Below are 24,229 nucleotides of genomic sequence, written 5' to 3'. Positions count from 1 at the left end.
CGTCAGGGGGTGTACTCCTTCGCCGCCTCGGAGGCGAAGGGCTGTCGGACCGCGCGCATGCCGCCCGGCACCTTCTTGTCGGGCTGGAGGATGGCGGACTCGCGGCTCGACGGGGACTTCGGGTCGCTGAAGTCGTGGGTCATGCCGAAGCCGGGGTCGTGGTTCTTGAGGATGAGGAGCGCCTTGCTGACGCCCTCGCGGGTGAGGTCGCCCTTGTCGCACGCCTTCTTCAGGATGTCGCCGAAGGCCGCCGCGGCCGACCAGCCGGCGACGATGCCGTTGTCGAGGTTGTCCTTGGGGTAGGCGGCCGCGTAGGCGGCGGCGACCTTCTTGGCGACCGGGATGTCGGAGCCGATGGGGAGGCTCGGGGAGGCGAACCAGTACATCTTCTCCAGGGCCGGACCCGCCTGCGTGCCGAGGAGCTGGGGCGAGAAGGCGGAGTTGTTGCCGACGACGGGGACGCGCAGGCCGGTCGCGGCGGCGACGCCGACCAGGGAGGCGGCCTGGCGCGGGCCCGCGCTGACGAGGATCGCCTTCACGCCGGCCTGCTTGAGCGCGGCGACCTGCGCGGACATGTCGTTGTCGGTGGGCTTGATCTTCTGCTCGACGATGGTCAGGCCGGCCTTCTCGGCGGCGTACTTCGAGCCCTTGAGGGCGTTCTCGCCGTAGTCGCCCTCGAAGTAGACGTGGCCGAGCTTGTCGCCCGACTCGAGGCCCTTCTCGGTGAGGAGGAAGTCGATCGCGTTGATGGTCTCGACGTCGTAGGTGGCGCCGAGGACGCGGATGTACGGGGAGCCGAGGAGCGAGGCCGACCAGGCCTGGGGGATGACCAGGCCCTTGTCCTGGCCGTCGACGCGCTGCTTGACGGCGGCGACGAACGGGGAGCCGATGAACTGGGTGTAGCCGAGGACCTTCGGCTCCAGCTCCGTGTAGGCGGCGAGGGCCCTCTGCGGGTCGTAGCCGTGGTCGCGGACGGTCAGCTCCAGCTTCCGGCCGCAGATGCCGCCGGCGGCGTTGGTCTGCTTCACGTACAGCTGCTGGGCCTGGGTGATGCTCTTGCCGAGGGTGGCGTAGACGCCGGTCATGTCGGTGAGCGCGCCGAGCGTGATGGTGGTGTCGGTGACGCCCTCGCCCATCTTCACCCCGCCCGCGCCGGTCTCCTTGGCGTCGCCGGTCTTCGCCTTGGAGCTGCATCCGGCGGCGGTGAGCGCGACCAGGGTGGCGAGCGCCGCGGCGAGGCCCCGCACGGCCGCCTGTCGTCTGTGGTTCATCGAGTCTCCCCTGAGGGTCGGTGGATCGGGGTGCGCACGACGAGCCTCGCGAGGCCGCCGGGCAGGAAGAGGACGGTGCCGACGACGGCGGCGCCGTAGAGGTAGCGGGCGGCCTCGCCGGGGGCGATGCCGCCGGTGCCGGGGGCGGAGACCAGCGGCAGGGCTTCGGCGTAGCGGTTGAGGACCTGCGGGAGCAGGGCGACGAAGATGCCGCCCGCGACGGCTCCGGCGACGGAGCCGAGCCCGCCGATGACGATCATCGCGAGGTACTCCAGGGAGAGCGCCATGCCGAAGTACTCGGGCACGGTCCGCTGGAAGACCAGGGCGAGCAGGACGCCGGCGAGGCCCGCGTACATGGAGGAGAGGACGAAGACGGCGGCGCGGTGCCGGGCGACCGGGATCCCCATGACGCCGGCGGCGATCCGGTGGTCGCGGATGGCGTTCATGGCGCGTCCGGGGCGGCCCCTGAGCACTCCGCGGGCGAACAGCACCCCGCCGAGGAGCAGTGCGAGGCCCAGGTACCAGAGCTTCTCGACGGCGCCGAACGGCACCTGGGCGACGAGGAGTTCGGTGTCGTCGAAGGTGAGGCCGAAGAGGCTCAGCGGCGGGACGGCACGGCCGTTGTAGCCGCCGGTGAGGTCGTGGGCGTTGAAGAGGACGTGCTGGCCGATGAAGATCAGCGCGAGGGTGGCGATGCCGAGGTACGCGCCGTGCAGCCGGCCCGCGATGGGGCTGAACACCCCGCCGGCGAGCCCGGCGAGGCCGACGGCGAGGACGGCGGCGAGCCAGCCGGGCAGGCCGAGGCCGGCGAGCCCGTCGGCGCCGTCGCCGGCGAGGGCGCAGTAGCCGTAGGCGCCGACGGCGAGGAAGAAGGCGTGGCCCATGGAGAGCTGGCCGGTGGCGCCGGTGAGGAGGTTGATGCCGATGGCGCCGATGGCGGCGGCGATGGCGAAGAGCCCGGCCTGGAGCCAGAACCGCTCCAGGTAGAAGGGGAGGGCCGCCAGGACGAGGCCGGCGGCGGCCCAGGCGTACGCCTTCACGGGGATCCCGGGACGCTCAGACACGGGCGAGCTCCTTCGTGCCGAAGAGGCCGGCCGGGCGGATCAGCAGCACCGCGACCATCACCAGGTAGGGGGCGAGGTCGCCGATGCCGCGGCCGAGGAAGGCGAGGTCGGACTGGTAGCCGGTGGCGAGGGACTCGGTGACGCCGACGACCAGGCCGCCGACGAGGGCGCCGGTGGTGGAGTCGAGGCCGCCGAGGATCGCGGCGGGGAAGGCCTTGAGGGCGGCGAGCGAGGTGCCGCGTTCGAGGCCCGGGGTGGGGAAGACGGTGAGGAAGAGCGCGGCGACCGCGGCCAGGGCCCCGGCGACCGCCCAGGCGCCGAGCGAGACCCGGCCGAGCCGGACGCCCATCAGCGCGGCGGTCTCCTGGCTCTCGGCGGCGGCCCGCATGGCGACGCCCCAGGAGGTGTGCCGGAAGGCGAGCAGGAAGGCGGTGATGAGGAGGCCGGCGGCGAGCAGCGCGGCGATCCGGGTCTCCGCGATCGTCACCGGGCCGAGGGTGACGACCGCGTCGCCCCACGGGTCGCCGAGGGCGAGGATGTCGGTGCCGATGCGGCGGGTCAGCTCGGTGGCGAGGAGGATGTCGACGCCGATGGTGACGATGGCGAGGACGCTGTGGTCGGTGCCCCGGTGGCGGCGCATCACGAGGAACTCGACGGCGGCGCCGACGACGGCCGCGCCCGCGGTCCCGGCGGCCAGCGCGGGCCAGAAGCCGAGCGGTTCGTGGAGGACGGCGACGAGGTAGCCGCCGGCGAGGAGCAGCGAGGCGTGGGCGAAGTTGACGACCTCCGTGGCGCGGAAGATGACGACGAAGCCGAGGGCGATCAGGGCGTAGACGGAGCCCAGGGAGAGCCCGTTGATGAGGAACTCCGCGAAGGTGCTCACGCGGCGGTCTCCTCTCCGAGGTAGGCGCGGACGACCGCCGGGTCGTTCTGTACGTCGGCGGGGCTGCCGTCGGCGATGCGGCGGCCGAATTCGAGGACGGTGACGGAGTCGGCGAGCCGCATGACGAGGCCCATGTCGTGCTCGACGAGGAGCACGGAGATGCCGAGGCCGTCGCGGACGCCGGCGATGACGGCGGCGGTGCGGCGGCGCTCGTCGGCGGTCATGCCGGCGACCGGCTCGTCGAGGAGGAGCAGGGTGGGCTCCATGCAGAGGGCGCGGGCCAGTTCGGCGAGCTTCTGCTGTCCGTACGGGAGCGAGCCCGCGGGTTTCGCGAGCTGGTCGCCGAGGCCGACGAAGTCGGCGATCTCCCGGACGCGGGCCCGGTGCCTGGACTCCTCGCGGGTGGCGGACGGGAGCCGGAGGCCCGCGGCGAGGAAGCCGGTGCGGGTGAGCCGGTGGCGGCCGAGCATCAGGCTGTCCTCGACGGTGGCGCGCGGCGGCAGCGCCAGGTTCTGGAAGATCCGGCCGACGCCGAGGTCGGCGATCCGGTGCGGGGGCAGCCGGGTCAGCTCGTGCGGGCCGAGGCGTACGGAGCCCGAGGTGGCCCGGTACACCCCGGAGAGCACGTTGAAGCAGGTGGACTTGCCGGCTCCGTTGGGCCCGATGAGGGCGTGCACGGTGCCGGGGCGGACGGTGAAGTCGACGCCGTCGAGGGCGGTGAGTCCGGCGAAGCGGACGGTGAGGCCGGTGACGGTGAGGGCGGGGACGTCCGCGCGCGCCGACGGATCGGCGGGGGTGCGCGGGGCGGGCACGTCCGCCGGTGATGGGGTGGTGCTCATCGGGTCTCCTTGCGGCCGAGGCGCCGGGCGGGGGCCGGGGCCTGGGCGTCCCAGCGGGACAGGACGGGGTGGGTGGCGCGGGCGGCGGCGTCGGGGGCGGAGCCCTCGGCGTCCACGACGCCGAGGTAGCGGCGGCGGACCTCGTCGGAGGCGGCGAGTTCCTCGGCCGGGCCGGAGAGGGTGACCTCGCCGACCTCCAGCACGTACGCGTAGGAGGCGAGTCGGAGCGCGAGCGCCGCGTTCTGCTCGACCAGCAGCACGGCCGTGCCCTGGGCGTTGATCTCCCGGACCGCCTCGGCGATGCGGGCGGCCATCAGCGGGGCGAGCCCGAGGGAGGGTTCGTCGAGGAGGAGCAGTTCCGGCGCGGCCATCAGGGCGCGGCCGACGGCGAGCATCTGCTGTTCGCCGCCGGAGAGCAGGCCCGCGGGCTGCCGGGACCGCTCGGCGAGGACGGGGAAGAGCTCGTGGACCCGGCGCAGCGCGGCGGACTTCGCGGCGCGGTCGCCGCGCCGGGCGAGGCCGCCGGCCCGCAGGTTGTCCTCGACGGACATGCGGGCGAAGACCTGCCGGCCCTCGGGGACCTGGCAGACGCCCGCGGCCACGACGCGGTCGGGCGGCAGCCCGTCGAGCGGCCGGCCGGCCGCGGCGACCGTGCCGGAGACCACGGCCCCGCCGTGGAACCGCAGCGTGCGCGAGACCGCCCGCAGCAGTGTGGACTTGCCGGCGCCGTTTCCGCCGAGGACGGTGACGACGGCCCCCGCGGGCACGGTCAGCGACACGCGCCGCAGCGCGTGCACCGGTCCGTATCCCGCCGTCAGATCCGTCACCGTCAGGGCGGGTGCGGTACCTCCCATGACTCCCCTTTCCCCGGCCGTCGTTGTTACCCGTGCGTGCTACTCGGCCGTTCGGTCGCTCACCCCAGCACCGCGCCGGACCGTCCGTCCACGTCCGGCTCCACAAACGCTGCCGGTGACCAGCGGGGCCGCCGGAGGGCTGTGCATGCGCACAACGCTGCGTGTCAGGGCGTTGCCGTGGGGCGCGGGGCAGTGGATGCTCCCGGCATGGGACGGCGCAGACGGCGGACCGGTAACGACTGGAAGGTGCTCGCCCGTGCGTGCACGGCGCTTCTGGAGCGGGTGCCGGAGCTGGTGGACGAGCATCTGACGGAACTCCACGCGTACGAGCCCGCCTACGGGCGGATCGTGCCCTACGACCAGCACTGGCAGGAGGCGCACGAGGCGATCCGGATCGGCATCGAGATGATCTCGGCTCCCCGGCACTCGCCCCGGCGGGACCTGGAGCACGCGGAGCTGATGGGCCGGCGGCGGGCCGAGCAGGGCATGCCGCTGGAGCTGGTGGTGCACGCGTACCGGCACGCGGGGCATCTGGTGTGGGACGCGCTGATCGAGGGCGCGGGCCCGGACGCGGCCCAGCTGGCGGCGCTGATGCAGTCGGCGACGACGGTGTGGTCGGCGGTGGACGCGCAGGCGGACCGGGCCTCGGAGGCGTACCGGGCGACGGAGGCGGAGCTGCGGCGGCGGACGGACGAGCAGCTCCAGGCCCTGCTGGACGCGCTGTTGGAGGGCGAGCGGGCGCCGGAGATGGTGGCGCGGGCGGCGGCGGGCCTGGACCTGCCGGAGCAGGGGCGGTACGCGGTGGTGGTGCTGCGGCCGGACCGCCGGGAGGAGCGCGAGCCCTTCCACCGTCAGGTGCGGGGCGAGGGGCTGCGCTTCCTGTGGCGGATGCGGGCGGACTGCGAGATCGGGGTGGTGGCGCTCGCGGAGGGCACGGGGCTCGACGCGCTGGCGGAGCTCCTCGACGGGCGGTGCCCGGGGCCGGGCGGCATCAGCCCCGTCGTCGCGGGTCTGACCGAGCTGGGCCGCGCCCGCCGTCTCGCCGAACTGGCCCTGCGCACCTGCCCGCCCGGCACCCGCCAGGTGGTGCGCCTGGACCGCCGGATGGCCGGGGCGCTGATCGTGGGCCGGCCGGACCTGGCGGAACTCCTCGTCACGGACGTCCTCGGCGGTCTCCTCGAACTGGATCCGGCCGACCGCGCGGTCCTCCTGGAGACCCTGGACGTCTGGCTGGACTGCGAGGGCTCGGCGGGCCGCGCCGCCGGCCGTCTCTACTGCCACCGCAACACCGTCTTCAACCGCCTCCGCCGCCTGGAACAGCTCACCTCGCGCTCCCTGTCCCGTCCGAGGGACCTCACGGAGATGACCCTGGCCCTGGACGCCTTCCGGCTGACGGCGCAGGGGTGAGGGCCCGGGGTGCTCGGGGGGGGTGAGGGGCCGGGGGCTCGGGGGGGGGCCGGGCCGCCCGGCCCGGGGCGACGAACCCCGGCGGCTGAACCGGAACGGCCGGGCGTCCGCGGTGGACGCCCGGCACGGCGCTACGCCAGGTAGTCCCGCGCGATGTCCGCGGCGACCCGCTCCAGGAGGGGGCCGGCGTTCGGGATGGACTTGGCCGGGTCCGGCTCCAGGGCGGACAGGGGGTAGGCCCGCCGGATGCCGGCGGCGCCCAGGGCCTCCGGCGCGAGGGCGAGGCGGCCGCAGACCGCGACGACCTCCTTGCCGGCCGCCCTCGCCGCGGCGGCGACGCCCGCGGGGGCCTTGCCGTGGAGGGTCTGCTCGTCCAGGGAGCCCTCGCCGGTGATGACGAGGGTGGCGCGTTCCAGGGCCGGGGCGAAGCCCAGCACCTCCAGCATCAGCTCGATGCCGGGGCGGAAGCTCGCGCCGAGGAGGAGGGCGCCGTAGCCGATGCCCCCGGCGCCGCCCGCGCCCGGGGAGGCGGCGAGCTCGGTGGCCTTGGGGCCGATCGCCTTCTCCAGGACCTGCGCGTAGTGGGCGAGGGCCGCGTCGAGGGTCTCGACGTCCTCGGGCGTGGCGCCCTTCTGCGGGCCGTAGACGGCGGGCGCGCCCTTGGGGCCGGTCAGCGGGTTGTCGACGTCGCTGGCGAGGATGAACTCGACGTCGGCGAAGCGCGGGTCGAGGGCGGAGAGGTCGGCGGAGGCCAGCTCCGCGAGGGCCGCGCCGCCGGGGCCGACGGGCTCGCCGGCCGCGTCGAGGAAGCGGGCGCCGAGCGCGGCGAGCATGCCGGCGCCGCCGTCGGTGGTGGCGCTGCCGCCGACGCCGAAGACGATCGTGGTGGCGCCCGCGTCGAGCGCCGCGCGCAGCAGCTCGCCGGAGCCGTGGGTCGTGGCGGTCAGCGCGGCGAACGTACCGGCGGGGAGGAGCTGGAGGCCGGACGCCTCCGCCATCTCGACGACCGCCGTGGTGCCGCGCAGCGCGAACGCGGCGGTGACCGGATCGCCGACCGGTCCCGTGACCCGTACCTCATGGCGGTCGAAACCCGCCGCGACGGCCGCCGCGACCGTGCCGTCGCCGCCGTCGGCTACGGGCAGGGCCTCGACCGCGAGGCCGGGGACGACCTCGCGGAGTCCCGCCGTGACCCGCTCCGCGACCTGTACGGCCGTGAGCGAGCCCTTGAACTTGTCAGCCGCCACGAGCACGTGAGCGACCTGAGTTGCTGCTCCGTCCGTCACCTTGCATCCCTTGCTTTCGAACAGGCAGTCGCGCCAGGGCCGACCCTATCCGCACGGCCAGACGGCGTGCCACCCCCGGATGAAGGGAAATGTCCGACCATAGCGGTCTCACATGAGCACGGATATGAACGACCGGACGGCTCCGGATCACGTACCGGAACGGCACGGCCCCGACGGGAAGGCCATCGGGATCGGCGCGGCCGCCGTCGTCGCGGTCGCCGGCCGGGCGTGGCGGCTGTCCCGGGCGCCGTTCGCCGACACCTTCGTCGCCCGGATCTCGCGGGGCCGGACGATCCGCGAGTTCCCGGTCGGCGTGCCGCTCGTGCCGTCCGGGGCGCCGACGGTCCGGTTCTGCGTGAGGGGCGGCGCGGCGATCCGACTGGAGTCCACCGGCGAGGCCGCTCCGGCGACGGCGGTGGAGGACGGCGACGAGCCGCCGCGGGACGGCGGAACGGCCTGAGCCGCGCCGGGCGGCTGGCTACGCTGACACGGTGAAAGCCACCGATTACGCCACGTACATAGCCGGCCTGCCTCGTGTCCTGGCCGCCGCCGCCGCGCTCTTCCGGGATTCCCGGGGCCGGATCCTCGTCCTGCGCCCGAACTACCGCGAGGGCTGGGTCCTGCCGGGCGGCACGGTCGAGTCCCACACGGGCGAGACGCCCCGGCAGGCGGCCCGCCGGGAGGCCGCCGAGGAGATCGGCCTGGACCTGGCGCCGGGGCCGCTGCTCGCGGTGGACTGGTCGCAGAGCGCGGCCCGGCCGCCGGTGGTGGCGTACCTGTACGACGGCGGGGTGCTGTCCGGGGAGCTGCTCGCGCGGATCCGGCTCCAGGAGTCCGAGCTGCTCTCCTGGAAGCTGATCGAGCGGTCCGAGGTGACGGCGCACCTGCCCGGCGCCCTGGGCCCGCGGGTGCTGGCCGCGCTGGGCGCGCTGGCCGACGGGACCGGCCCGGTGGAGCTGGAGAACGGTCTGCCCGCGGCCTGACCGGCTCAGCCCTGCGGGGGCTCCGGCGGCAGCGTCTCGCCGGTGCGGTTGGCCTCGTCGCGGGTCGCGGTCCTGGCCTCCGTGCGGTGGCCGCGCGCGATGTAGTCGCGGACGACGGCCTCCACGGCGTCCTGTGGGCTGCCGACGCCCGCCAGGACCATGACTTCCACGACGAGTTCGGCGTCGAGCGCGATGTTCACCTTGGCCATGGGCGGGAACCTAGCACCGGGAAACCCGGTCGCGGGAGCGGATCCGGGTTGCCTACGCTCCCGGCATGACGATGGTCGCGATCCTCAGCGGTGCCGGTATCTCCACGGACTCGGGCATCCCGGACTACCGAGGGCCCAACGGGCTGTGGCGGCAGGACCCCGAGGCCGAACGGCTGGTCACCTACGGGCCGTACATGGCCGACCCGGAGGTCCGCCGCCGCTCGTGGCTGATGCGGCGCGACACGCCCGTCCTGACGGCGGAGCCGAACGCGGCGCACCGCGCGATCGCCGCGTACGAGCGGACCGGGAACGCCCTGCGGGTGATCACGCAGAACGTGGACGGGCTGCACCAGGCGGCGGGCGTGCCGGACCGGAAGGTCTTCGAACTCCACGGCACCGTACGGTCGGTGGTGTGCACGGCGTGCCACGCCCGCTCCCCGATGGCGGAGGCGCTGGAGCGCCTTGAGGCGGGCGACCCCGATCCGGCGTGCGGGGAGTGCGGCGGGATCCTGAAGCCGGCGACCGTGATGTTCGGGCAGCGACTCGACCCGGTGGTGCTGGGGAACGCGATGTCGGTGGCGAAGGCGGCCGAGGTGTTCGTCGCGGTGGGTACGAGTCTCCAGGTGCAGCCGGCGGCCTCGCTGGCCGGGATCGCGGCCGAGCACGGCGCCCGGCTGATCATCGTGAACGCCGAGCCGACGCCGTACGACCCGCTCGCCTCCGAGGTCCTGCGCGAGCCGATCGGCACGGCCCTGCCGGCGCTCCTGGAGCGGCTGGGCTAGAAGAGCGCGTCGGGGAGGCCCGGGCCGCCCGACTCGAAGGCGAGCAGCCGCTTCTTGCGGTCCAGGCCGCCGCCGTAGCCGGTGAGGCTGCCGCCGGAGCCGATGACGCGGTGGCAGGGGACGATGACGCTGACCGGGTTCTTGCCGTTGGCGAGGCCGACCGCCCGGGAGGCGCCCGGGTTGTCGAGGGCCTCGGCGAGCTCGCCGTAGGTGCGGGTCTCCCCGTACGGGATGAGCCTGAGCTGCTCCCAGACGCGCAGCTGGAACGGCGTCCCCTCCAGGTGGAGCGGCAGGTCGAACTCGGTGAGCTCGCCCTCGAAGTAGGCGTCGAGCTGGCGGACCGCCTCCTCGAAGGGGCGGGGGTCGCGGTCGCCGAAGCTCTCCTCGGGCGGGCGGTGGCGCTGATCGGTCATGTGGACGCGGCTGAGGACGCCGTCGACGGCCACCAGGGTCAGCGGCTCGTAGGGGCTGTCCACGACCGTGTGCACGACCGTGCGGGGCGTGGCGGTGCGGGCCATGCGGGAACTTCCTTACGCGGGGAGGTGGTTGACGGGGTGGCTGTCGGTCGCCCACAGGTACTGGACGGCGTAGGCGCGCCAGGGCGCCCAGCGGTCGGAGCGGGCGGTGAGCGCGGCGGGGGTGCCGGGCAGGCCGAGGTCCTCGGCGGCGCGGCGGACGCCGAGGTCGCCGGGGAGGAAGGCGTCGGGGTCGCCGAGCGCCCGCATGGCGATGACCTCGGTGGTCCAGGGTCCGAAGCCGGGCAGCGCGAGCAGCCGGGCGCGGGTCTCGGCACGGTCCGTGTCGGGGCCGAGGGCGAGGGTGCCGTCGGCGAGCGCGCCGACGAGGGTGAGCAGGGTGGTGCGGCGGCTGCGGGGCAGGGCGAGGGTCTCGGGGTCGAGCCCGGCGAGCGCCTCGGAGGTCGGGAAGAGGTGGGTGAGGCCGCCCTCGGGGTCCTCGACGGGCACGCCGTGGGCGGTGACCAGCCGGGCCGCGTGGGTGCGGGCGGCGGCCGTGGAGACCTGCTGCCCGAGGACGGCGCGGACCGCGAACTCGGCCGGGTCGACCGTGCCGGGGACGCGTCGGCCGGGTGCCTTGTCGACGAGCGGGGCGAGGAGCGGGTCGTCGCGGAGCCGGTCGTCGACGGCGACGGGGTCGGCGTCGAGGTCGAGGAGCCGGCGGCAGCGGCTGATGGCGTGGGTGAGGTCGCGGGGGTCCGTGAGGGAGAGCCGGCAGGCGATGTGGTCGGGGCGCGGGGCGAGGGCGACGATCCCGTGTCCGTACGGGAGGGCGAGGGTGCGGCGGTAGGCGCCGTCGCGCCACTCCTCGACGCCGGGGACGGCGGTGGCCGCGAGGTGGCCGAAGAGGTTGGACGGTTCGAGCGGGGCGCGGAAGGGCAGCCGGAGGGAGATCACGCCGGGGGTGTGGGGCGCGGCGGGCCGGGCAGCGCGGGCGCGGAGTTCACCGGGGCTGAGGGCGAAGACCTGGCGGACGGTGTCGTTGAAGGAGCGGATGGAGGAGAAGCCGGCGGCGAAGGCGATCTCGCCGAAGGGCAGCGCCGTCGTCTCGACCAGGGTGCGGGCGGTCTGGGCGCGCTGGGCGCGGGCCAGGGCGAGCGGGCCCGCGCCCAGCTCGGCGAGGAGCTGGCGCTCGATCTGCCGGGTGGACCAGCCGAGCCGGCGGGCGAGCCCGGGGACGCCCTCCCGGTCGACGACCCCGTCCTGGATCAGACGGACGGCGCGGGCGACGGCGTCGGCCCGCACGTTCCACTCCGGGGAGCCGGGGCTGGTGTCGGGGCGGCACCGCTTGCAGGCCCGGAAGCCGGCCCGCTGGCAGGCGGCGGCGGTGGGGTGGAACTCCATGTTCTCGGGCTTGGGCGGGACCGCCGGGCAGCTGGGGCGGCAGTAGATCCGGGTGGTGCGGACGGCGGTGAAGAAGACGCCGTCGAAGCGGGCGTCCTTGGACTGGACGGCCCGCACACAGCGCTCGGTCTCGGTGTGCATGGGTACAGGATCGGGGATGCGCGGGTGCCGGGCTGGCAGAAAAACGACATGGACGTCCGGCCGGCCGCTCAGTCCGTCACGGGGACCGTCCGGTAGTGGGTGGTGAGCCGGCCGCCTTCGTCGAGGACGTGGAAGGCGACTCCGGGCGGGGTGTCCAGGTGGACGTGCGGGCTGTCGGGGCCGGGGGTCTCCCACGGCAGCCGCAGGGTGGAGACGGTGCCGGGGGCGACGAGCAGGGGCCGGCCGGCGAAGGTGGTGGCGGCGGCGGTGTGGGCGTGGCCGGCGAGGAAGGCGGCGAGGTGGGGGTGGCGGGCGGCGAGCGCGGCGAGCCGGTCCTCTCCGTACTGCCGGATCTCGTCGACGTACGGGGTGTTCAGCGGCACCGGCGGGTGGTGGAAGGCGACGAGGACGGGCGTGTCGTCCGGGGTGTCGGTGAGGACCCGGTCGAGCCACTCCAGGGTCCCATCCTCCAGGTACCCGTCGTGCTTGCCGGGGATCGAGGAGTCGCAGACGGCGAGGACGAAGCCCTCGCCGCGCAGGACCTGGTCGACGGGGGCGGTGGGGGCCGGGTCGCCGTCCTCGCGGAGCAGCGGCGCCAGGCCGGTCCGGAAGGCGGCGCGGTCGTCGTGGTTGCCGGGGCAGACGACCAGCGGGTGGCGGCCGGTGAGGAGCTCGCGGGCGCGGTCGTACTCGGCGGGGTCGGCGTGGTCGGCGATGTCGCCGGAGACGAGGACGGCCGCCAGGTCGTACGGGAGCTCCTCCAGGTGGCGCCAGACGGCTCGGGTGCGCGCGGTGGCGCGCTCCCCGGAGTCGATGTGGACGTCGCTGACGTGGGCGATGACGATCACGCGTGGGCCTCCGGCGGTCGGGGTGAACGGTGGTTCACCCGACCGACCGTACGGTGCTCCGGCGCGGGCGCGTAAGGGCCACCCGGCGCGTGGTGGCCCCTCCCGGTCACTCGAAGCGGGTGGGGTCCCCGGCGCCGACGCGGAGGACCTCGGGGTCGCCGCTCGAGAAGTCGACGACGGTGGTGGGGACGGTGCCGCAGTCCCCGGAGTCGAGGACGGCGTCGACCTGGTGGTCGAGCCGCTCCTTGATCTCCCAGCCCTGCGTCAGCGGCTCCTCCTCGTCGGGGAGGAGGAGGGTGCTGGAGAGCAGGGGTTCGCCGAGTGACGCGAGCAGCGCCTGGGTGACGACGTGGTCGGGGATGCGGACGCCGACGGTCTTCTTCTTGGGGTGGAGGAGCTGGCGGGGCACCTCCTTGGTGGCCGGCAGGATGAAGGTGTACGCGCCGGGGACGGCGGACTTGACGGCGCGGAAGACCCGGTTGTCGATGTGCACCAGCTGGCCGAGCTGGGCGAAGTCCGCGCACATGAGGGTGAAGTGGTGCCGGTCGTCGAGGCGGCGGATCTCCCGGATGCGGGTGAGGCCGTCGTGGTTGCCGATCCGGCTGCCGAGCGCGTAGCAGGAGTCGGTGGGGTAGGCGATGAGCCCGCCCTTGCGGATCGAGTCGGCCACGCCGTCGATGATGCGCGCCTGCGGGTTCTCGGGGTGCACGTCGATGTACTTCGCCATGGGACGAGTCTAGGTTCCCGCGCGGTCGAGGGTTCTGAGGTGGCGCCAGACGGCCTTGGCGGCGTTGTGCCCGGACATGCCGTGGACGCCGGGGCCGGGCGGGGTGGCGGCGGAACAGAGGAAGACCGCCGGGTGGGGGGTGTGGTACGGCCACGGGGAGAGGGTGGGGCGCAGCACGAGCTGGAGGCCCCGCGCGGCTCCGCAGGCGATGTCGCCGCCGACGTAGTTGGCGTTGCGCGCGGCGAGTTCGGGCGGTCCGGCGGTGGCGCGGGCGAGGATCCGGTCGCGGAAGCCGGGGGCGAAGCGCTCGATCTGCCGCTCGACGGCGTCGGTGAGGTCGCCGCGCCAGCCGTTGGGCACGTGGCCGTACGCCCAGAAGACGTGCCTGCCCTCGGGGGCGCGGGAGGGGTCGACGAGGCTGGGCTGGGCGGTGATGAGGAACGGCGTGTCGGGGGCGGTGCCGGAGGAGGCCTGGCGCAGGGCGGTGTCGATCTCGCGGGCGGTGGGCCCGATCTGGACGGTGCCGGCCCGGCGGGCGGCCTCCGCGGTCCACGGCACGGGCCCGTCGAGGGCGTAGTCCAGCTTGAAGGCGGAGGCGCCGTACCGGTAGTGGGCGTAGTGGTGGGCGCCGAAGCCGGTGATGCGGGCGAGGGCGGTGGGAGAGGTGTCGAAGAGGTAGGCGCGGGCGGGCGGCAGGTCGTCGAGGCGCTTGACCTCGTAGCCGGTGTGGACGGTGCCGCCGAGCTCGGTGAGGTACGCGGTGAGGGCGTCCGGGATCGCCTGGGAGCCGCCGCGGGGCACGGGCCAGCCGACGGTGTGCGCGGCGAGCGCGAAGACGAGGCCGACGGCGGAGGTGGCGAAGCCGTCGAGGGGCGCCATGACGTGGCCGACCAGGCCGGCGAAGAGGGCGCGGGCCTTCTCGTCGCGGAAGCGGCGCAGCAGCCAGGTGGAGGGCGCGAGTCCGGTGAGGCCGAAGCGGGCGAGGGTGACCGGGTCGCGGGGCAGCGCGGTGAGCGGCAGCTGCATGAAGTCCCGGAAGAGCGTCTCCCCTCTGCCGAGGAAGGGGGTGACGAGCCTGCGGTAGGCGCCGGCGTCGCGCGGGCCGAGGGAGGCGGCGGTCTCGGCGACGGAGCGGGAGAGGACGGCGGCGGTGCCGTCGTCCCAGGGGTGGGCCATGGGCAGCTCGGGGTGGAGCCACTCCAGGCCGTACCGGTCGAGCGGCAGGGTCCGGAAGACGGGCGAGCCGGCGCCGAGCGGGTGGACGGCGGAGCAGGGGTCGTGGCGGAAGCCGGGGAGGGTCAGCTCCTCGGTACGGGCTCCGCCGCCGACGGTCTCCTTCGCCTCGAAGACGGCCACGGAGTGGCCGCGGCGGGCCAGTTCCACGGCGGCGGTCAGTCCGTTGGGGCCCGCCCCCACGACGACGGCGTCGAGCAGTGACGTCACCTCGGACTCCTCACGTCGGCCGGCGGTCGGGCAGGGCCAGGATAGGCCCGGGCCCGCCCGCGGTGGCGAGGCCCCTCGGGCGGCGCCTCGGCGCGCGCCTGGGGAGGGGCCGATTCCGCTGTGGGCGGCGGCTGGTGACCGACCGTCGGCCGTCGGCCGCGCCCGCGGCTCGTGACCACGCGTCAGCCCTCGTCCGTCCCGGCGGCGAGGAGGGCGCGGATCCGCTCGGCGGTGGCGGCGTCCCGGGCGGTCGTGAACGGCAGCGCGTTGCCCCCGGCCACCCGGAACGGCTCGCCCGCGACGGTGGTCTGCGCGCCGCCCGCCTCCGCGACCAGCAGCAGCCCGGCCGCGTGGTCCCACGCGTACTCCCAGCTGAAGGCGGTCGCGTCGAGGGCGCCCCGGGCGATCGACAGGTACTCCAGGCCGGCCGAACCGCAGGGCCGGGGCCGGACGCCGTCGGTGACGAGCCCGAGCAGGGCCCGCTTCTGCTCGGGGGTGGTGTAGTCGGGGTGCGAGGTGGCGACCTCCAGGACGGCTCCCGGGGCGGGCGAGCCGGACCGGATCCGCTCCCCGTCGAGGAACGCGCCGCGGCCCCGGACGGCGACGGCCAGCTCGCCCAGGGCCGGCGCGTAGGTCCAGGAGGCGAGGAGCTCGCCGTGCCGGGCCAGGGCGACCAGGGTGCAGAAGGCCGGGTCGCCGTGGACGAACTGCCGGGTGCCGTCGACCGGGTCGACGATCCAGACGGGCGCGTCGCCGCGCAGCGCCCCGTACAGCCCCGGATCGGCGTGGACGGCCTCCTCGCCGACCACGACGGAGCCCGGCAGCAGCGCGGTCAGCGCCTTGGTCAGGTGCTCCTCGGCCGCCCGGTCGGCGACCGTCACCAGGTCGTACGGCCCCTTCTTCTCGATGATCTCGTGGGCGGCGAGCTGCCGGAAGCGCGGCATGATCTCCGCCGCGGCCGCCTCGCGGACCGCCTCCTCCACCTCCGTCGTACCACCGTCGAGGACGTGCTCAAGGAAGGAATCGATCATGCGTCCAGCTAAGCACGCGGGTCCGACAATCGGTACAGGGCCTCCAGAGCCGGGGAGCGACCGCCAGGAGTACGCTTTGGACGGTTTCACCCCTTGCTGAATCCCCCTTACCGAATCCTCGTGGATTCCCGAGAGGCAGGTCGGTCCGGTGCACGGCGAGTACAAGGTCCCCGGCGGGAAGCTGGTCGTCGTCGACCTCGACGTGGTGGACGGGGCGCTGGCCCGGGTCCGGGTGGCCGGCGACTTCTTCCTCGAACCCGACGAGGCGATCCTCGCCATCGACCGTGCCCTGGAGGGCGCCCCGGCCGACACCGACGCCCCGGGGCTCGCGGCCCGCGTCGACGCGGCCCTGCCGCCCGGCACGCGGATGTACGGCCTCACCACCGAGGGCGTCGGGGTGGCGGTCCGGCGGGCGCTCGCCCACGCCACCGACTGGACCGACTACGACTGGCAGCTGATCCACGAGCCGCCCCAGTCCCCCGCCCTGCACATGGCGCTCGACGAGGTGATCACCGCCGAGGTCGCGGCCGGCCGCCGCCCGCCGACCCTGCGGGTCTGGGAGTGGGGGTCGCCCGCGGTCGTCATCGGCAGCTTCCAGTCGCTGCGCAACGAGGTGGACCCCGAGGCCGCCGAGCGCCACGGCATCCGGGTGGTGCGCCGGATCAGCGGCGGCGGGGCCATGTTCATCGAGCCCGGCAACACCATCACGTACTCCCTGTCGGTCCCCGACGCCCTGGTACAGGGCCTCTCCTTCGCCGACAGCTACGCCTACCTCGACGACTGGGTGCTCGGCGCGCTCGGCGACATGGGCGTCAAGGCGTGGTACCAGCCGCTCAACGACATCGCCACCGAGGCCGGGAAGATCGCGGGCGCGGCGCAGAAGCGGATGGCGTCGGGCGCGGGCGCGGTGCTGCACCACGTGACGATGGCGTACGACATCGACGCCGACAAGATGACCGAGGTGCTGCGGATCGGCCGCGAGAAGCTCTCCGACAAGGGCACCCGGAGCGCGAAGAAGCGCGTCGACCCGCTGCGCCGCCAGACCGGTCTGCCGCGCGAGGCGGTGATCGAGCGGATGATCGCCTCCTTCCGGCAGCGGTACGGGCTGGCGGAGGGCCGGGTCTCGGAGGAGGAGCTGGCCGCCGCCAAGGAGCTGGCGGAGGGCAAGTTCTCGTCCCCGGAGTGGACCGCGCGGGTCCCGTAGGGTCTCCTCCCGTGCGAGTGGACTTCCCGGTACGGCCCGGGCTGCGGATGGAGTGCGCCGACGGACGGCGCCTGGTGCTGGTGCGGGAGCCGCCCGGAGAGGACCCGGTGCCGGTGCTCTTCGCCCGGCAGCGGGTGACCCACCGGGGCGTCCACTACGCCCGGACGGGCCGGTACGTGTCGCCCCTGGCACCGCTGCGGGCCGAACGGGCCCGGGCCTGCGCGGAGTTCGCGGCGCCCGGCGGGCAGGCGTGGACGGAGCGGTGGGCGGCCCACGCCGAGGCGGAGCTGCGCGCGGCGGACGCCGGACCGCTGCACGAGGGCGCGTGGCGGCTGGGCCCGGACGCCACCGGCTGGTTCGTCGAGCGCCACTGGGACCACCTGCTGCCGTTCGACCGCGACCGGGGCCACCTCACCTGGTTCGGGTACGGCGACCCGGACGGCGACGCCCGCGACCTGCTGCCGCTGCGGGCCCTGTCCCCGGCGGACGCGCCCCGGGTGAAGGCGTACCGCCGCCAGTACCGGGAGGGCGTGCTGCCGCCGGTGTTCGCCTGGTGGATCAGCGGTCTGAACGTCCCCGTCGTCCTGGACGGCCACGACCGGCTGACGGCGGCACTCGCGGAGGGCGGCCGGCCCGAGGTGCTGATCCTGTCCCGGGCGGTCGACGCCGCCTGGGCGGCGCGGTGCGCGGAGCGTCCGGTGGCGGCGTACGAGAAGCGGATGGCGGCGCTGGAGGACGGTCCGCTGCGGGCGGTCCGGGCGGAGCACGAGGCCCGCCGCCTCGCGCGCGAACTCGCCTCGGTCACCGGCTCCGCCGACCCGACCCGCGCCTGGCCGCTCCCGGGCGGCGCACCCGCCTGGGAGGCGGCGGCCGCCGCGTACGTCCCCGGCTGGCGGCCCGACGCGGAGGGGTGACCTGCCCCGGGGCGGCTCGTTGACGTCGTGGACACGCTGCGCCGACGGCCACGGAGGGCACATTGGGACGGGCGAGAGCACTGACGGCGGCGCTCCTGGGGCTGCTCCTGGCGACGGCGCCGGCCGCCCCGCGCGAGGCGGCGGCGGTCGTCGGCGGCCGGGAGGCGGCCCCGGGGGCGTACCCGTACGCGGCGGCGCTGGTCGACACCGAGCGCCACCGCCAGTTCTGCGGGGGCGTCCTGATCGGATCCCGGCACGTCCTGACGGCCGCCCACTGCCTGACCGGCTCGTACGCGGACACCGGCCGGGTCGCGGTGCTCCTCGGCGACCACGACCTGCGCACGGCGGCGGAGTCCCGCCATGCGCGCGTGGCCCGCCCCGCCCGCTTCACCCTCCACCCCGGCTACGACCGCCGCACCCAGCACGACGACCTCGCCGTCATCACGCTCGCGACCCCGGTCCGCCCGGACGCCGGTATCCGCCCGATCCCCCTCCCCGCCGCTGCCGAATCGTTCGGCCACACCCGTCTGGAAGCCGTCGGCTGGGGAGCGACCGCCTTCGGCGAGGGCCCCTCCCCCGTCCTGCGCGCGGTCACCCTCGACACGCTCCCCAACACCGCCTGCGCCCTCCGCGGCGTCGAGTCCCTCACCCCGGCCCAGCTCTGCACCTGGACCCCCGGCCGCGACACCTGCGTCTACGACTCCGGCGGCCCCCTCGTCCACCGCGCCGGAACCGGCCGCCCCACCCTGGCGGCCCTGGTCTCCTACGGCCGTGGCTGCGCCACCGACACCCCGGCGGTGAACACCAGGATCACGTCCCACCTGCCCTGGATCGCACGGACGACGGGCATCCGCCCACCCGCGCCCTGACCGCCGCCGGGGCGCGTCCTCCGGGCATACGAGAACGAGCCGCGCGGTCCGGTTCCCACCGGCCCTCACGGCTCGTCGTCGATCGTGTCCGAGGGGGGACTTGAACCCCCACGCCCGATAAAGGGCACTAGCACCTCAAGCTAGCGCGTCTGCCATTCCGCCACCCGGACAAGGTGTTGGTCATCCGCTCGTTTCCTCGCGGCGACGAACATCAATCTACCAGGTGTTCGAGGTGCTCCTCACCCACGTTTCCGGTGGTCAGGGCGGGTCGAACGGATCAGGAGGGCCGAGCGGCGACGCCGACGGTGGAGCCGGGCGTGTCGTGGTCCGTTCCGGGCGGGGTGTCCTCGACCATCAGCGTGAAGCCGGCCGGGGCCCCTGGGCGCGGGCGCGGTGCCGGAGCCCTACCGGACCTGGGCCGGAACACGACCCTGAAACGTTCCGGGTTCCCTTCCGGTCGCCTCTGGGCGAGGTTGCTCCCATGCGTCTCCGCAGACTCTCCTCAGCCCTCGCCGCCTGTGCCGGACCGGCCGTGCTCTCCTCGGCCGGAACGGCTCGGGCGTACGCCGGGGAACCCGAGGCGTACGACCTCCCGCGGAGGACCGACCACCGTCCCCGCACGCACGACGACACCGTGAACGGCACGTACTTCCCGGAGGACGCCGGCGGCGTCGGCCTGCGCGGCCTCGTCCACCACGGCGGAAAGCCCGTCGGGAAGGCGGAGTTCCACCCGCCGCACGACGCGGCGGGCAGCGACCACTTCGGCAGTTCGAAGGACGGCGTGGCCTGAAAGGCGGGCCGGGGCTCGCAGGACCGGACGGACACCCGCGGCCCACAGCCGACGTGAGGCGTTCGTCGTCGACGACCGAAGAAGGAAGGGACGACGTGAGACACCATCCCGGCAGACGGGTCAGAGGACCCGCCCTGCTCGCCGCCGCGAGTCTGCTCGTGGCCGGACCACTCATCGAACAGGCCGTGGCGGCACCGCCCCCGGCCCCACCGCCGCCGAAGAGCGCCGCGCCCGCCCGGGAGGCCCCGACCGGCGCCGCGGCGGCCGAGGCCGCGGGGCCGGACCGCATACCCGAAGCCCAGCGGCGCTCCCTTCTCGGCGACGGACACACCAACTCGCCCGACCTCGCCTGGGACACCTCGTCCGACGCGGCCGGCTTCCACCTCCTCGTCGCCGACGAGAAGAGCGGATACACGTGGCGGACCGCCGCCACCCTGTCCGAGCCCGGCTTCGACACGGACCTGTGGATCGGCAACGCCTGCCTGGCCGACGCCACCCACGCCGTGGTCGCCTACGCGCCGCGCACGTTCACCAACGAGCCCCGGCTGATGGCCCGGGGCGCCTTCGCCGCCACCGTCGACCTCGGCACCGGCAAGGTGACCAAGCTCGGCCACACCGCGTCTCTGGCGCACTTCTCCCCCGGCTGCGGAGCCGACGGCCGGGCGGTGCTGTCGCAGTTCTCCGACGAGACGACATCGAAGAAGAACGAGACCCGTCTCATCCCGGTCGACGCCCGCACCGGCAAGACGGGGAAGTCGCTCACCCTCGCGGGACAGGTGACATCCGCCGTGCCGGTCGACGGCGGGTGGGTCGCGGCCGACGGCAACCGTCTCGTGAAGATCGACAAGAGGGGGCAGCGGCGGACGGTCGCCGCCACCGGGCAGACCCCCTTCCAGCTCACCGCCGACTCCGACGGCGGTGTGACCTTCCTCGACCGCACCCGGGCCGCCGGCAAGCAGACCGCGAAGGGCCAGGTGAAGCGGATCACCGCAGACCGGATCAGCGGAAAGTCCCGGTCCACGAGCGGGGCGCCGACGCTGGTCGAGGGCGACCTGACGGCCCTCGACCTGTCCCGCACCGCGACCGGCACCGTCGTCGTCACCGGCCGTGCGAAGAGCAAGGGCGAGCTCCCGGCCGCGGTGAAGAACCCTGGTGGCATCGACAAGGACGCCCGCGTCTCCACCCATGGGCACGCCGCGGTGAACGCGGTGTGGGCCGATGCCGTGGACCCGCGCGGCAAGTCCCCGGAGCAGCTCGGCTCCCGCCCCGCGCGGATCGACCTGACCCACCTCGTCACGGGCAAGAAGACGGTGTTCGAGGTGACGCCGGAAACGGAGGAGGCGACGGCGAAGGCGGAGCCACAAGGCGCTTCGGCCCCCTCGCCCGTCCTGCCTCAGCCGCGAGTCACGACGGCGTCGGCCCGGACCCTGAGCATCGGCGAACCCGAGTCGGTCCGCACGTGCGCGGTCGAGCGCGGCAATCCGGAGCTCCAGGCGATGCAGCCCCGGCCCCGGCAGGTGGAGTGGGCGGTCGACCAGGCCATCACCGGCACGCTCGACCAGGGCGCCTCGCGCCCGGCCGACTGGAACAACACCGGTCTGCCCGCGTACGGCCCGCAGGCCCTCGCCGGCGGGCTCACCGCGATCCGCTCGCCGTTCGCCAACCGGCGCATCCCCTCGCAGATCATGCTCGGGATCACCGCGCAGGAGTCGAACATGTGGCAGGCCACCCGGTACGCGGCACCGGGCATGATGGCCAACCCGCTGATCGGCAACTACTACGGCATCGAGTACGACCCGGCCGGGGAGACCGACGACGAGTGGGCGATCGACTGGGACAAGGCCGACTGCGGCTACGGCGTCACCCAGGTCACCGACGGCATGCGGCTCGCCGGCAAGGAGAAGCCCGGCGAGACGGCGAAGACCCCGCTGCAGCAGAAGGCGATCGCGGTCGACTACGCCGCGAACATCGCCTTCGGCGTCAACATCCTCGCCGAGAAGTGGAACCAGGTCTACGCCGCCGGACTGCAGGTCAACGACGGCGACCCGCTGAACATCGAGAACTGGACCATGGCCCTGTGGGCCTACAACACCAGCTTCCACCTGAAGTCCGAGGCACCCCTGAACGGTGGCCAGTGGGGGCTGGGCTGGACCAACAACCCGGCGATGCCCTGGTACAAGGCGAACCGGCTGCCCTTCCTGGAGAAGCAGGAGCTCGTCTGCGGCACCACATCGTGCAGCACCGCGTACAGCGACGACTACTCGCACGCCGCGCACCCGCAGGACTGGCCGTACCAGGAGAAGGTGATCGGCTGGGCCGCCCGCCCGCTCTCCGCCATGGACGCGCCGGGCGAGTACGTGGCCGGCTACCGTCCCGCGTGGTGGACCAGCGACGTCAACCGGTCCAAGGCCAAGCCGCCGGTGGACACCTTCTGCGACGCCTCCAACGCGTGCGACCCGGCCCTGATCGCGTCCGCGGACAAGAACGACGAATCCACCTCCCCCTGCCTGCGCCGCATCGACTTCCGCTGCTGGTGGACGGAGGACGTGCGGTGGAAGGACTGCTCCAAGAGCGAATGCGGCTACGAGCTGCTGCGGTTCGACCCCGGTTATGCTCCACAGCCGAACGGCGCCGCGCACCCCAACCGCTGCACCTCGGGGCTTCCGAGCGGCACGGTCGTCGTCGACAACCTCGCGCAGGGGCAGCCGATCGCGTCCACACCCGAACGCTTCTGCCAGGGCAGCGCCGCCTCGGCCGGAGACTTCTCCTTCGCCTTCAGCGGCACGAAGGATCCGGCCCGGATGGATATGCACCAGCTCTCGGGCGGTTACCTGAACCACACCTGGTTCTCCCACACCGTCACGTCGTACAGCTCGCCCACGTCCGTCACCGGCACCTGGACCGCGCCGGAAAGCGTGCGGGGCTGGCACCGGGTCCTGGTGCACATGCCGAGCGTCTCCGCCCGCTCCCACCAGGCGAAGTACGCCGTCCTGGGCACGGATTCGAGTTCGCGTGAGCGGGTGGCGCCGCAGCCCGTCAAGCGCAACGAGTGGCGATCCCTGGGCACCTTCGACTTCACGTCCCGCGCGAAGGTGAGCCTGTCGAACGTGACGGCCGAAACCGCGGAGAACCTGCCCATCGCCTGGGACGCCGTGGCGTTCCAGCCCCTGGCCGGCAAGCCGTACCACGTGGTGGGCATGGGCGACTCCTACGCCTCCGGCGAGGGGGCCTCGGCCGACGGCGGGACGCACTACCTCCCGGAGACGGACTACGAGGAGGAGTGGGGGAGCGGAAAGATCCGCAACACCTGCCACCGGTCGACGAAGGCGTGGATCCGGGAGGCGAGGCTGCCCGGCAGGTCGCAGAGCATCGGCGAGGTGACCGATGCCCACGGCTCCATCGAGCTGTCCTTCGTCGCCTGCTCCGGCGCCCGCAGCTACCACGTGAAGACGGGCGGCGTCTGGCAGGGGTCCTCGCTGCCGCAGATGGACCTCGGCTATCTGGACCAGAACACCAGCCTGGTCACCTTGTCCATCGGCGGCAACGACGCCCGGTTCAGCGACGTGTTCAACGAGTGCGTGACCGGCACCGCCGCACACTGCAAGGACGGTCGGCTCAAGGTGGTCGATCCGGACACGGGAGACAAGTCGGAGGCAAGCACACCGAACCTGGGCGACCACCTGCCGGAGTGGATCGACAACACGGTGGGACCGCGCGTCAAGGCGACGCTGCAGCAGATCAAGGCGCGTGCGCCCCAGGCGAAGATCGTCCTCATGGGCTATCCCGCCCTGCTGTCGCCCACCGCGTCCTGCATGGACCGCGGCACCGTGTTCATACCGAACCCGGCGAACGGCGGGGAGACCGCCATTCACCTGGGCCTGACGGACGGGGAGCGGGACTGGCTGAACTCGACGCTCGCGCCCCGGCTGACCGACCGGATGCGGCAGGCCGCACAGGAGACGGGGGCGGTGTTCGTCAATCCTGACGCCTACTTCGCCGACCGCCGGATCTGTGACGCCGACGCGGCGCTCTGGGGCCTGGAATTCGCCGACAGGGCGCGGGCCGACGAGACCGAAGCGCGCAAACCGTCGATGAAGTCGTTCCACCCCAAGACCGCAGGCGCGGCCCTCTACGCACGGGCCCTGGAGCACGGACTGAACCCATAGCCATCAGGGGCGCAGAGCCTCCGAAGGGACAGGTCCTTCGGGGCCGGCAAGCGCGTGCGCATCTCCTCCTGCCACGCGACGGGCTACTGGCACCTCTTCGACTACTGCGGCCCCGACAACTACGTGTACCTCAAACACTCCTGACAACGATCCGACAGGGGATACCCATGACACTCACCACCGCGCGCAGGCGGGCCATCGGAATCGTCATCGCGTCGCTCATCGCGCTGAGCGGCACCGTCACCGGTACCGGTGACGCCGAGGCGGCGACGTACCCGTGCTCCGTGCACCACGACGACACGGGCCGGCACTACAGCGGCTACGGCTACTACTACGGCAGCACCGTTCAGCCGTCCTCGACGCAGGTGACGGCAGCGGGCAAGGAAGCGCAATGTCTGCTCAAGTACTACGGCCACGACGTGGGCACCGTTGACGGGATCTTCGGTTCCAAGTCCCGGGCCGCGGCGAAGAGGGCTCAGGAGGTCGCCAACTCCCAATGCCGCGCGGGCCTCGTCACGGACGGGCTGATCGGCCCGAAGAGCTGGCCGTACCTGCGCTTCGAGGCCTGCTCCAGGGGGTGACCCCAGGGCCACCGGACCGGCTCCGGAACCCCTGACCGCTCGACCGGGGCGTGGCCTCCGCAGGGCCGACCGGCCCTGCGG

The 24,229-nt window shown here is 74.1% G+C and carries 23 protein-coding genes and 1 tRNA gene; 10 read left to right on the top strand and 14 right to left on the bottom strand.

Annotated features, from left to right (window positions below; all coding sequences use genetic code 11):
• Positions 1–2: 2 nt before the first annotated feature.
• From ACFQ8C_RS24755 to ACFQ8C_RS24735, 5 genes are read right to left on the bottom strand one after another with little or no spacing between them, the layout of a single operon-like run.
• On the bottom strand, positions 3–1,271 hold the full coding sequence (locus ACFQ8C_RS24755; protein ID WP_383461416.1) for an ABC transporter substrate-binding protein: 1,269 nt from the start codon (positions 1,269–1,271) through the stop codon (positions 3–5).
• Complete coding sequence (locus ACFQ8C_RS24750; protein WP_383461414.1) at positions 1,268–2,335, bottom strand: branched-chain amino acid ABC transporter permease; 1,068 nt, start codon at positions 2,333–2,335, stop codon at positions 1,268–1,270. Before ACFQ8C_RS24750 ends, ACFQ8C_RS24755 begins: the two co-directional genes overlap by 4 nt.
• Entirely contained in the window at positions 2,328–3,218 is an 891-nt protein-coding gene (locus tag ACFQ8C_RS24745; protein ID WP_383461413.1) for a branched-chain amino acid ABC transporter permease, read from the bottom strand. Before ACFQ8C_RS24745 ends, ACFQ8C_RS24750 begins: the two co-directional genes overlap by 8 nt.
• Positions 3,215–4,057: an ABC transporter ATP-binding protein gene (locus ACFQ8C_RS24740; RefSeq protein WP_383461411.1), complete on the bottom strand. Its 843-nt coding sequence runs from the start codon at positions 4,055–4,057 to the stop codon at positions 3,215–3,217. Before ACFQ8C_RS24740 ends, ACFQ8C_RS24745 begins: the two co-directional genes overlap by 4 nt.
• Positions 4,054–4,836: an ABC transporter ATP-binding protein gene (locus tag ACFQ8C_RS24735; protein WP_383461428.1), complete on the bottom strand. Its 783-nt coding sequence runs from the start codon at positions 4,834–4,836 to the stop codon at positions 4,054–4,056. Before ACFQ8C_RS24735 ends, ACFQ8C_RS24740 begins: the two co-directional genes overlap by 4 nt.
• Positions 4,837–5,118: 282 nt before the next feature.
• Between ACFQ8C_RS24735 and ACFQ8C_RS24730 the strand changes: the two genes are divergently transcribed.
• Entirely contained in the window at positions 5,119–6,318 is a 1,200-nt protein-coding gene (locus tag ACFQ8C_RS24730; RefSeq protein WP_383461409.1) for a PucR family transcriptional regulator, read from the top strand.
• Between the two features lie 131 nt (positions 6,319–6,449).
• Here ACFQ8C_RS24730 and ACFQ8C_RS24725 read toward each other — a convergent pair whose 3' ends face one another.
• Entirely contained in the window at positions 6,450–7,601 is a 1,152-nt protein-coding gene (locus ACFQ8C_RS24725; RefSeq protein WP_383461408.1) for a glycerate kinase, read from the bottom strand.
• 112 nt (positions 7,602–7,713) lie between these two features.
• On the opposite strand from ACFQ8C_RS24725, the gene ACFQ8C_RS24720 reads away from it, so the two are divergent.
• A complete protein-coding gene (locus ACFQ8C_RS24720; RefSeq protein WP_383461406.1) occupies positions 7,714–8,061 on the top strand; it encodes a BCCT family transporter in 348 nt (115 codons plus the stop codon).
• 31 nt (positions 8,062–8,092) lie between these two features.
• The gene (locus ACFQ8C_RS24715; protein ID WP_383461404.1) at positions 8,093–8,584 is read left to right on the top strand and encodes an NUDIX domain-containing protein; all 492 of its coding nucleotides are present in this window, start codon (positions 8,093–8,095) and stop codon (positions 8,582–8,584) included.
• 5 nt (positions 8,585–8,589) lie between these two features.
• Here ACFQ8C_RS24715 and ACFQ8C_RS24710 read toward each other — a convergent pair whose 3' ends face one another.
• Positions 8,590–8,793, bottom strand: coding sequence for a type II toxin-antitoxin system VapB family antitoxin (locus ACFQ8C_RS24710; protein ID WP_383461403.1), 204 nt, complete (start codon positions 8,791–8,793; stop codon positions 8,590–8,592).
• Between the two features lie 65 nt (positions 8,794–8,858).
• On the opposite strand from ACFQ8C_RS24710, the gene ACFQ8C_RS24705 reads away from it, so the two are divergent.
• Positions 8,859–9,575 carry an NAD-dependent deacetylase gene (locus ACFQ8C_RS24705; protein WP_383461401.1) on the top strand — a complete coding sequence of 239 codons (717 nt, stop codon included), beginning with the start codon at positions 8,859–8,861 and terminating at the stop codon, positions 9,573–9,575.
• Here ACFQ8C_RS24705 and ACFQ8C_RS24700 read toward each other — a convergent pair.
• The 6 genes from ACFQ8C_RS24700 to ACFQ8C_RS24675 form a co-directional block, all read right to left on the bottom strand.
• A complete protein-coding gene (locus tag ACFQ8C_RS24700; RefSeq protein ID WP_383461399.1) occupies positions 9,572–10,093 on the bottom strand; it encodes a methylated-DNA--[protein]-cysteine S-methyltransferase in 522 nt (173 codons plus the stop codon). The two genes, ACFQ8C_RS24705 and ACFQ8C_RS24700, sit on opposite strands and share 4 nt — an antisense overlap.
• 12 nt (positions 10,094–10,105) lie before the next feature.
• On the bottom strand, positions 10,106–11,575 hold the full coding sequence (locus ACFQ8C_RS24695) for an AlkA N-terminal domain-containing protein (RefSeq protein ID WP_383461397.1): 1,470 nt from the start codon (positions 11,573–11,575) through the stop codon (positions 10,106–10,108).
• Between the two features lie 68 nt (positions 11,576–11,643).
• The gene (locus ACFQ8C_RS24690) at positions 11,644–12,423 is read right to left on the bottom strand and encodes a metallophosphoesterase (RefSeq protein WP_383461395.1); all 780 of its coding nucleotides are present in this window, start codon (positions 12,421–12,423) and stop codon (positions 11,644–11,646) included.
• A gap of 106 nt (positions 12,424–12,529) precedes the next feature.
• Positions 12,530–13,150: an L-threonylcarbamoyladenylate synthase gene (locus ACFQ8C_RS24685; RefSeq protein WP_383461393.1), complete on the bottom strand. Its 621-nt coding sequence runs from the start codon at positions 13,148–13,150 to the stop codon at positions 12,530–12,532.
• Positions 13,151–13,159: 9 nt separating this feature from the next.
• Positions 13,160–14,593, bottom strand: coding sequence for a phytoene desaturase family protein (locus ACFQ8C_RS24680; RefSeq protein WP_383461391.1), 1,434 nt, complete (start codon positions 14,591–14,593; stop codon positions 13,160–13,162).
• A gap of 182 nt (positions 14,594–14,775) precedes the next feature.
• Positions 14,776–15,624 carry an inositol monophosphatase family protein gene (locus ACFQ8C_RS24675; RefSeq protein ID WP_383461389.1) on the bottom strand — a complete coding sequence of 283 codons (849 nt, stop codon included), beginning with the start codon at positions 15,622–15,624 and terminating at the stop codon, positions 14,776–14,778.
• Positions 15,625–15,772: 148 nt separating this feature from the next.
• Between ACFQ8C_RS24675 and ACFQ8C_RS24670 the strand changes: the two genes are divergently transcribed.
• The 3 genes from ACFQ8C_RS24670 to ACFQ8C_RS24660 all read left to right on the top strand — a co-directional run bounded on the left by ACFQ8C_RS24670 (position 15,773) and on the right by ACFQ8C_RS24660 (position 18,611).
• Positions 15,773–16,828 carry a biotin/lipoate A/B protein ligase family protein gene (locus ACFQ8C_RS24670; protein ID WP_383461387.1) on the top strand — a complete coding sequence of 352 codons (1,056 nt, stop codon included), beginning with the start codon at positions 15,773–15,775 and terminating at the stop codon, positions 16,826–16,828.
• 11 nt (positions 16,829–16,839) lie between these two features.
• Positions 16,840–17,742 carry a hypothetical protein gene (locus tag ACFQ8C_RS24665; RefSeq protein ID WP_383461385.1) on the top strand — a complete coding sequence of 301 codons (903 nt, stop codon included), beginning with the start codon at positions 16,840–16,842 and terminating at the stop codon, positions 17,740–17,742.
• Between the two features lie 62 nt (positions 17,743–17,804).
• Entirely contained in the window at positions 17,805–18,611 is an 807-nt protein-coding gene (locus ACFQ8C_RS24660; protein WP_383461383.1) for a S1 family serine peptidase, read from the top strand.
• 85 nt (positions 18,612–18,696) lie between these two features.
• Here ACFQ8C_RS24660 and ACFQ8C_RS24655 read toward each other — a convergent pair.
• Positions 18,697–18,781: transfer RNA gene (locus ACFQ8C_RS24655), tRNA-Leu, on the bottom strand.
• A gap of 311 nt (positions 18,782–19,092) precedes the next feature.
• Between ACFQ8C_RS24655 and ACFQ8C_RS24650 the strand changes: the two genes are divergently transcribed.
• From ACFQ8C_RS24650 to ACFQ8C_RS24640, 3 genes are all read left to right on the top strand, one after another.
• A complete protein-coding gene (locus ACFQ8C_RS24650; protein WP_383461381.1) occupies positions 19,093–19,401 on the top strand; it encodes a hypothetical protein in 309 nt (102 codons plus the stop codon).
• A 95-nt stretch (positions 19,402–19,496) separates the two neighbouring features.
• The gene (locus tag ACFQ8C_RS24645) at positions 19,497–23,567 is read left to right on the top strand and encodes a GDSL-type esterase/lipase family protein (RefSeq protein ID WP_383461379.1); all 4,071 of its coding nucleotides are present in this window, start codon (positions 19,497–19,499) and stop codon (positions 23,565–23,567) included.
• Between the two features lie 167 nt (positions 23,568–23,734).
• Positions 23,735–24,148 (top strand): peptidoglycan-binding protein, encoded by a 414-nt coding sequence (locus tag ACFQ8C_RS24640; RefSeq protein WP_383461377.1) that lies wholly within the window; start codon positions 23,735–23,737, stop codon positions 24,146–24,148.
• Positions 24,149–24,229: the final 81 nt, after the last annotated feature.

Origin of the sequence: Streptomyces sp. NPDC056503, from assembly GCF_042794995.1 — a bacterium.
Classification (GTDB): Bacteria; Actinomycetota; Actinomycetes; order Streptomycetales; family Streptomycetaceae; genus Streptomyces.
This window is presented reverse-complemented; position numbering and strand designations above follow the sequence as displayed.

Bases quoted from the DNA above. Each gene is read 5' to 3' on its own strand.
- ACFQ8C_RS24695 (WP_383461397.1), bottom strand. From the start codon at position 11,575: ATGCACACCGAGACCGAGCGCTGTGTGCGGGCCGTCCAGTCCAAGGAC.
- ACFQ8C_RS24685 (WP_383461393.1), bottom strand. From the start codon at position 13,150: ATGGCGAAGTACATCGACGTGCACCCCGAGAACCCGCAGGCGCGCATC.
- ACFQ8C_RS24705 (WP_383461401.1), top strand. From the start codon at position 8,859: ATGACGATGGTCGCGATCCTCAGCGGTGCCGGTATCTCCACGGACTCG.
- ACFQ8C_RS24755 (WP_383461416.1), bottom strand. From the start codon at position 1,271: ATGAACCACAGACGACAGGCGGCCGTGCGGGGCCTCGCCGCGGCGCTC.
- ACFQ8C_RS24700 (WP_383461399.1), bottom strand. From the start codon at position 10,093: ATGGCCCGCACCGCCACGCCCCGCACGGTCGTGCACACGGTCGTGGAC.
- ACFQ8C_RS24740 (WP_383461411.1), bottom strand. From the start codon at position 4,057: ATGAGCACCACCCCATCACCGGCGGACGTGCCCGCCCCGCGCACCCCC.
- ACFQ8C_RS24640 (WP_383461377.1), top strand. From the start codon at position 23,735: ATGACACTCACCACCGCGCGCAGGCGGGCCATCGGAATCGTCATCGCG.
- ACFQ8C_RS24710 (WP_383461403.1), bottom strand. From the start codon at position 8,793: ATGGCCAAGGTGAACATCGCGCTCGACGCCGAACTCGTCGTGGAAGTC.
- ACFQ8C_RS24675 (WP_383461389.1), bottom strand. From the start codon at position 15,624: ATGATCGATTCCTTCCTTGAGCACGTCCTCGACGGTGGTACGACGGAG.
- ACFQ8C_RS24650 (WP_383461381.1), top strand. From the start codon at position 19,093: ATGCGTCTCCGCAGACTCTCCTCAGCCCTCGCCGCCTGTGCCGGACCG.
- ACFQ8C_RS24720 (WP_383461406.1), top strand. From the start codon at position 7,714: ATGAGCACGGATATGAACGACCGGACGGCTCCGGATCACGTACCGGAA.
- ACFQ8C_RS24730 (WP_383461409.1), top strand. From the start codon at position 5,119: ATGGGACGGCGCAGACGGCGGACCGGTAACGACTGGAAGGTGCTCGCC.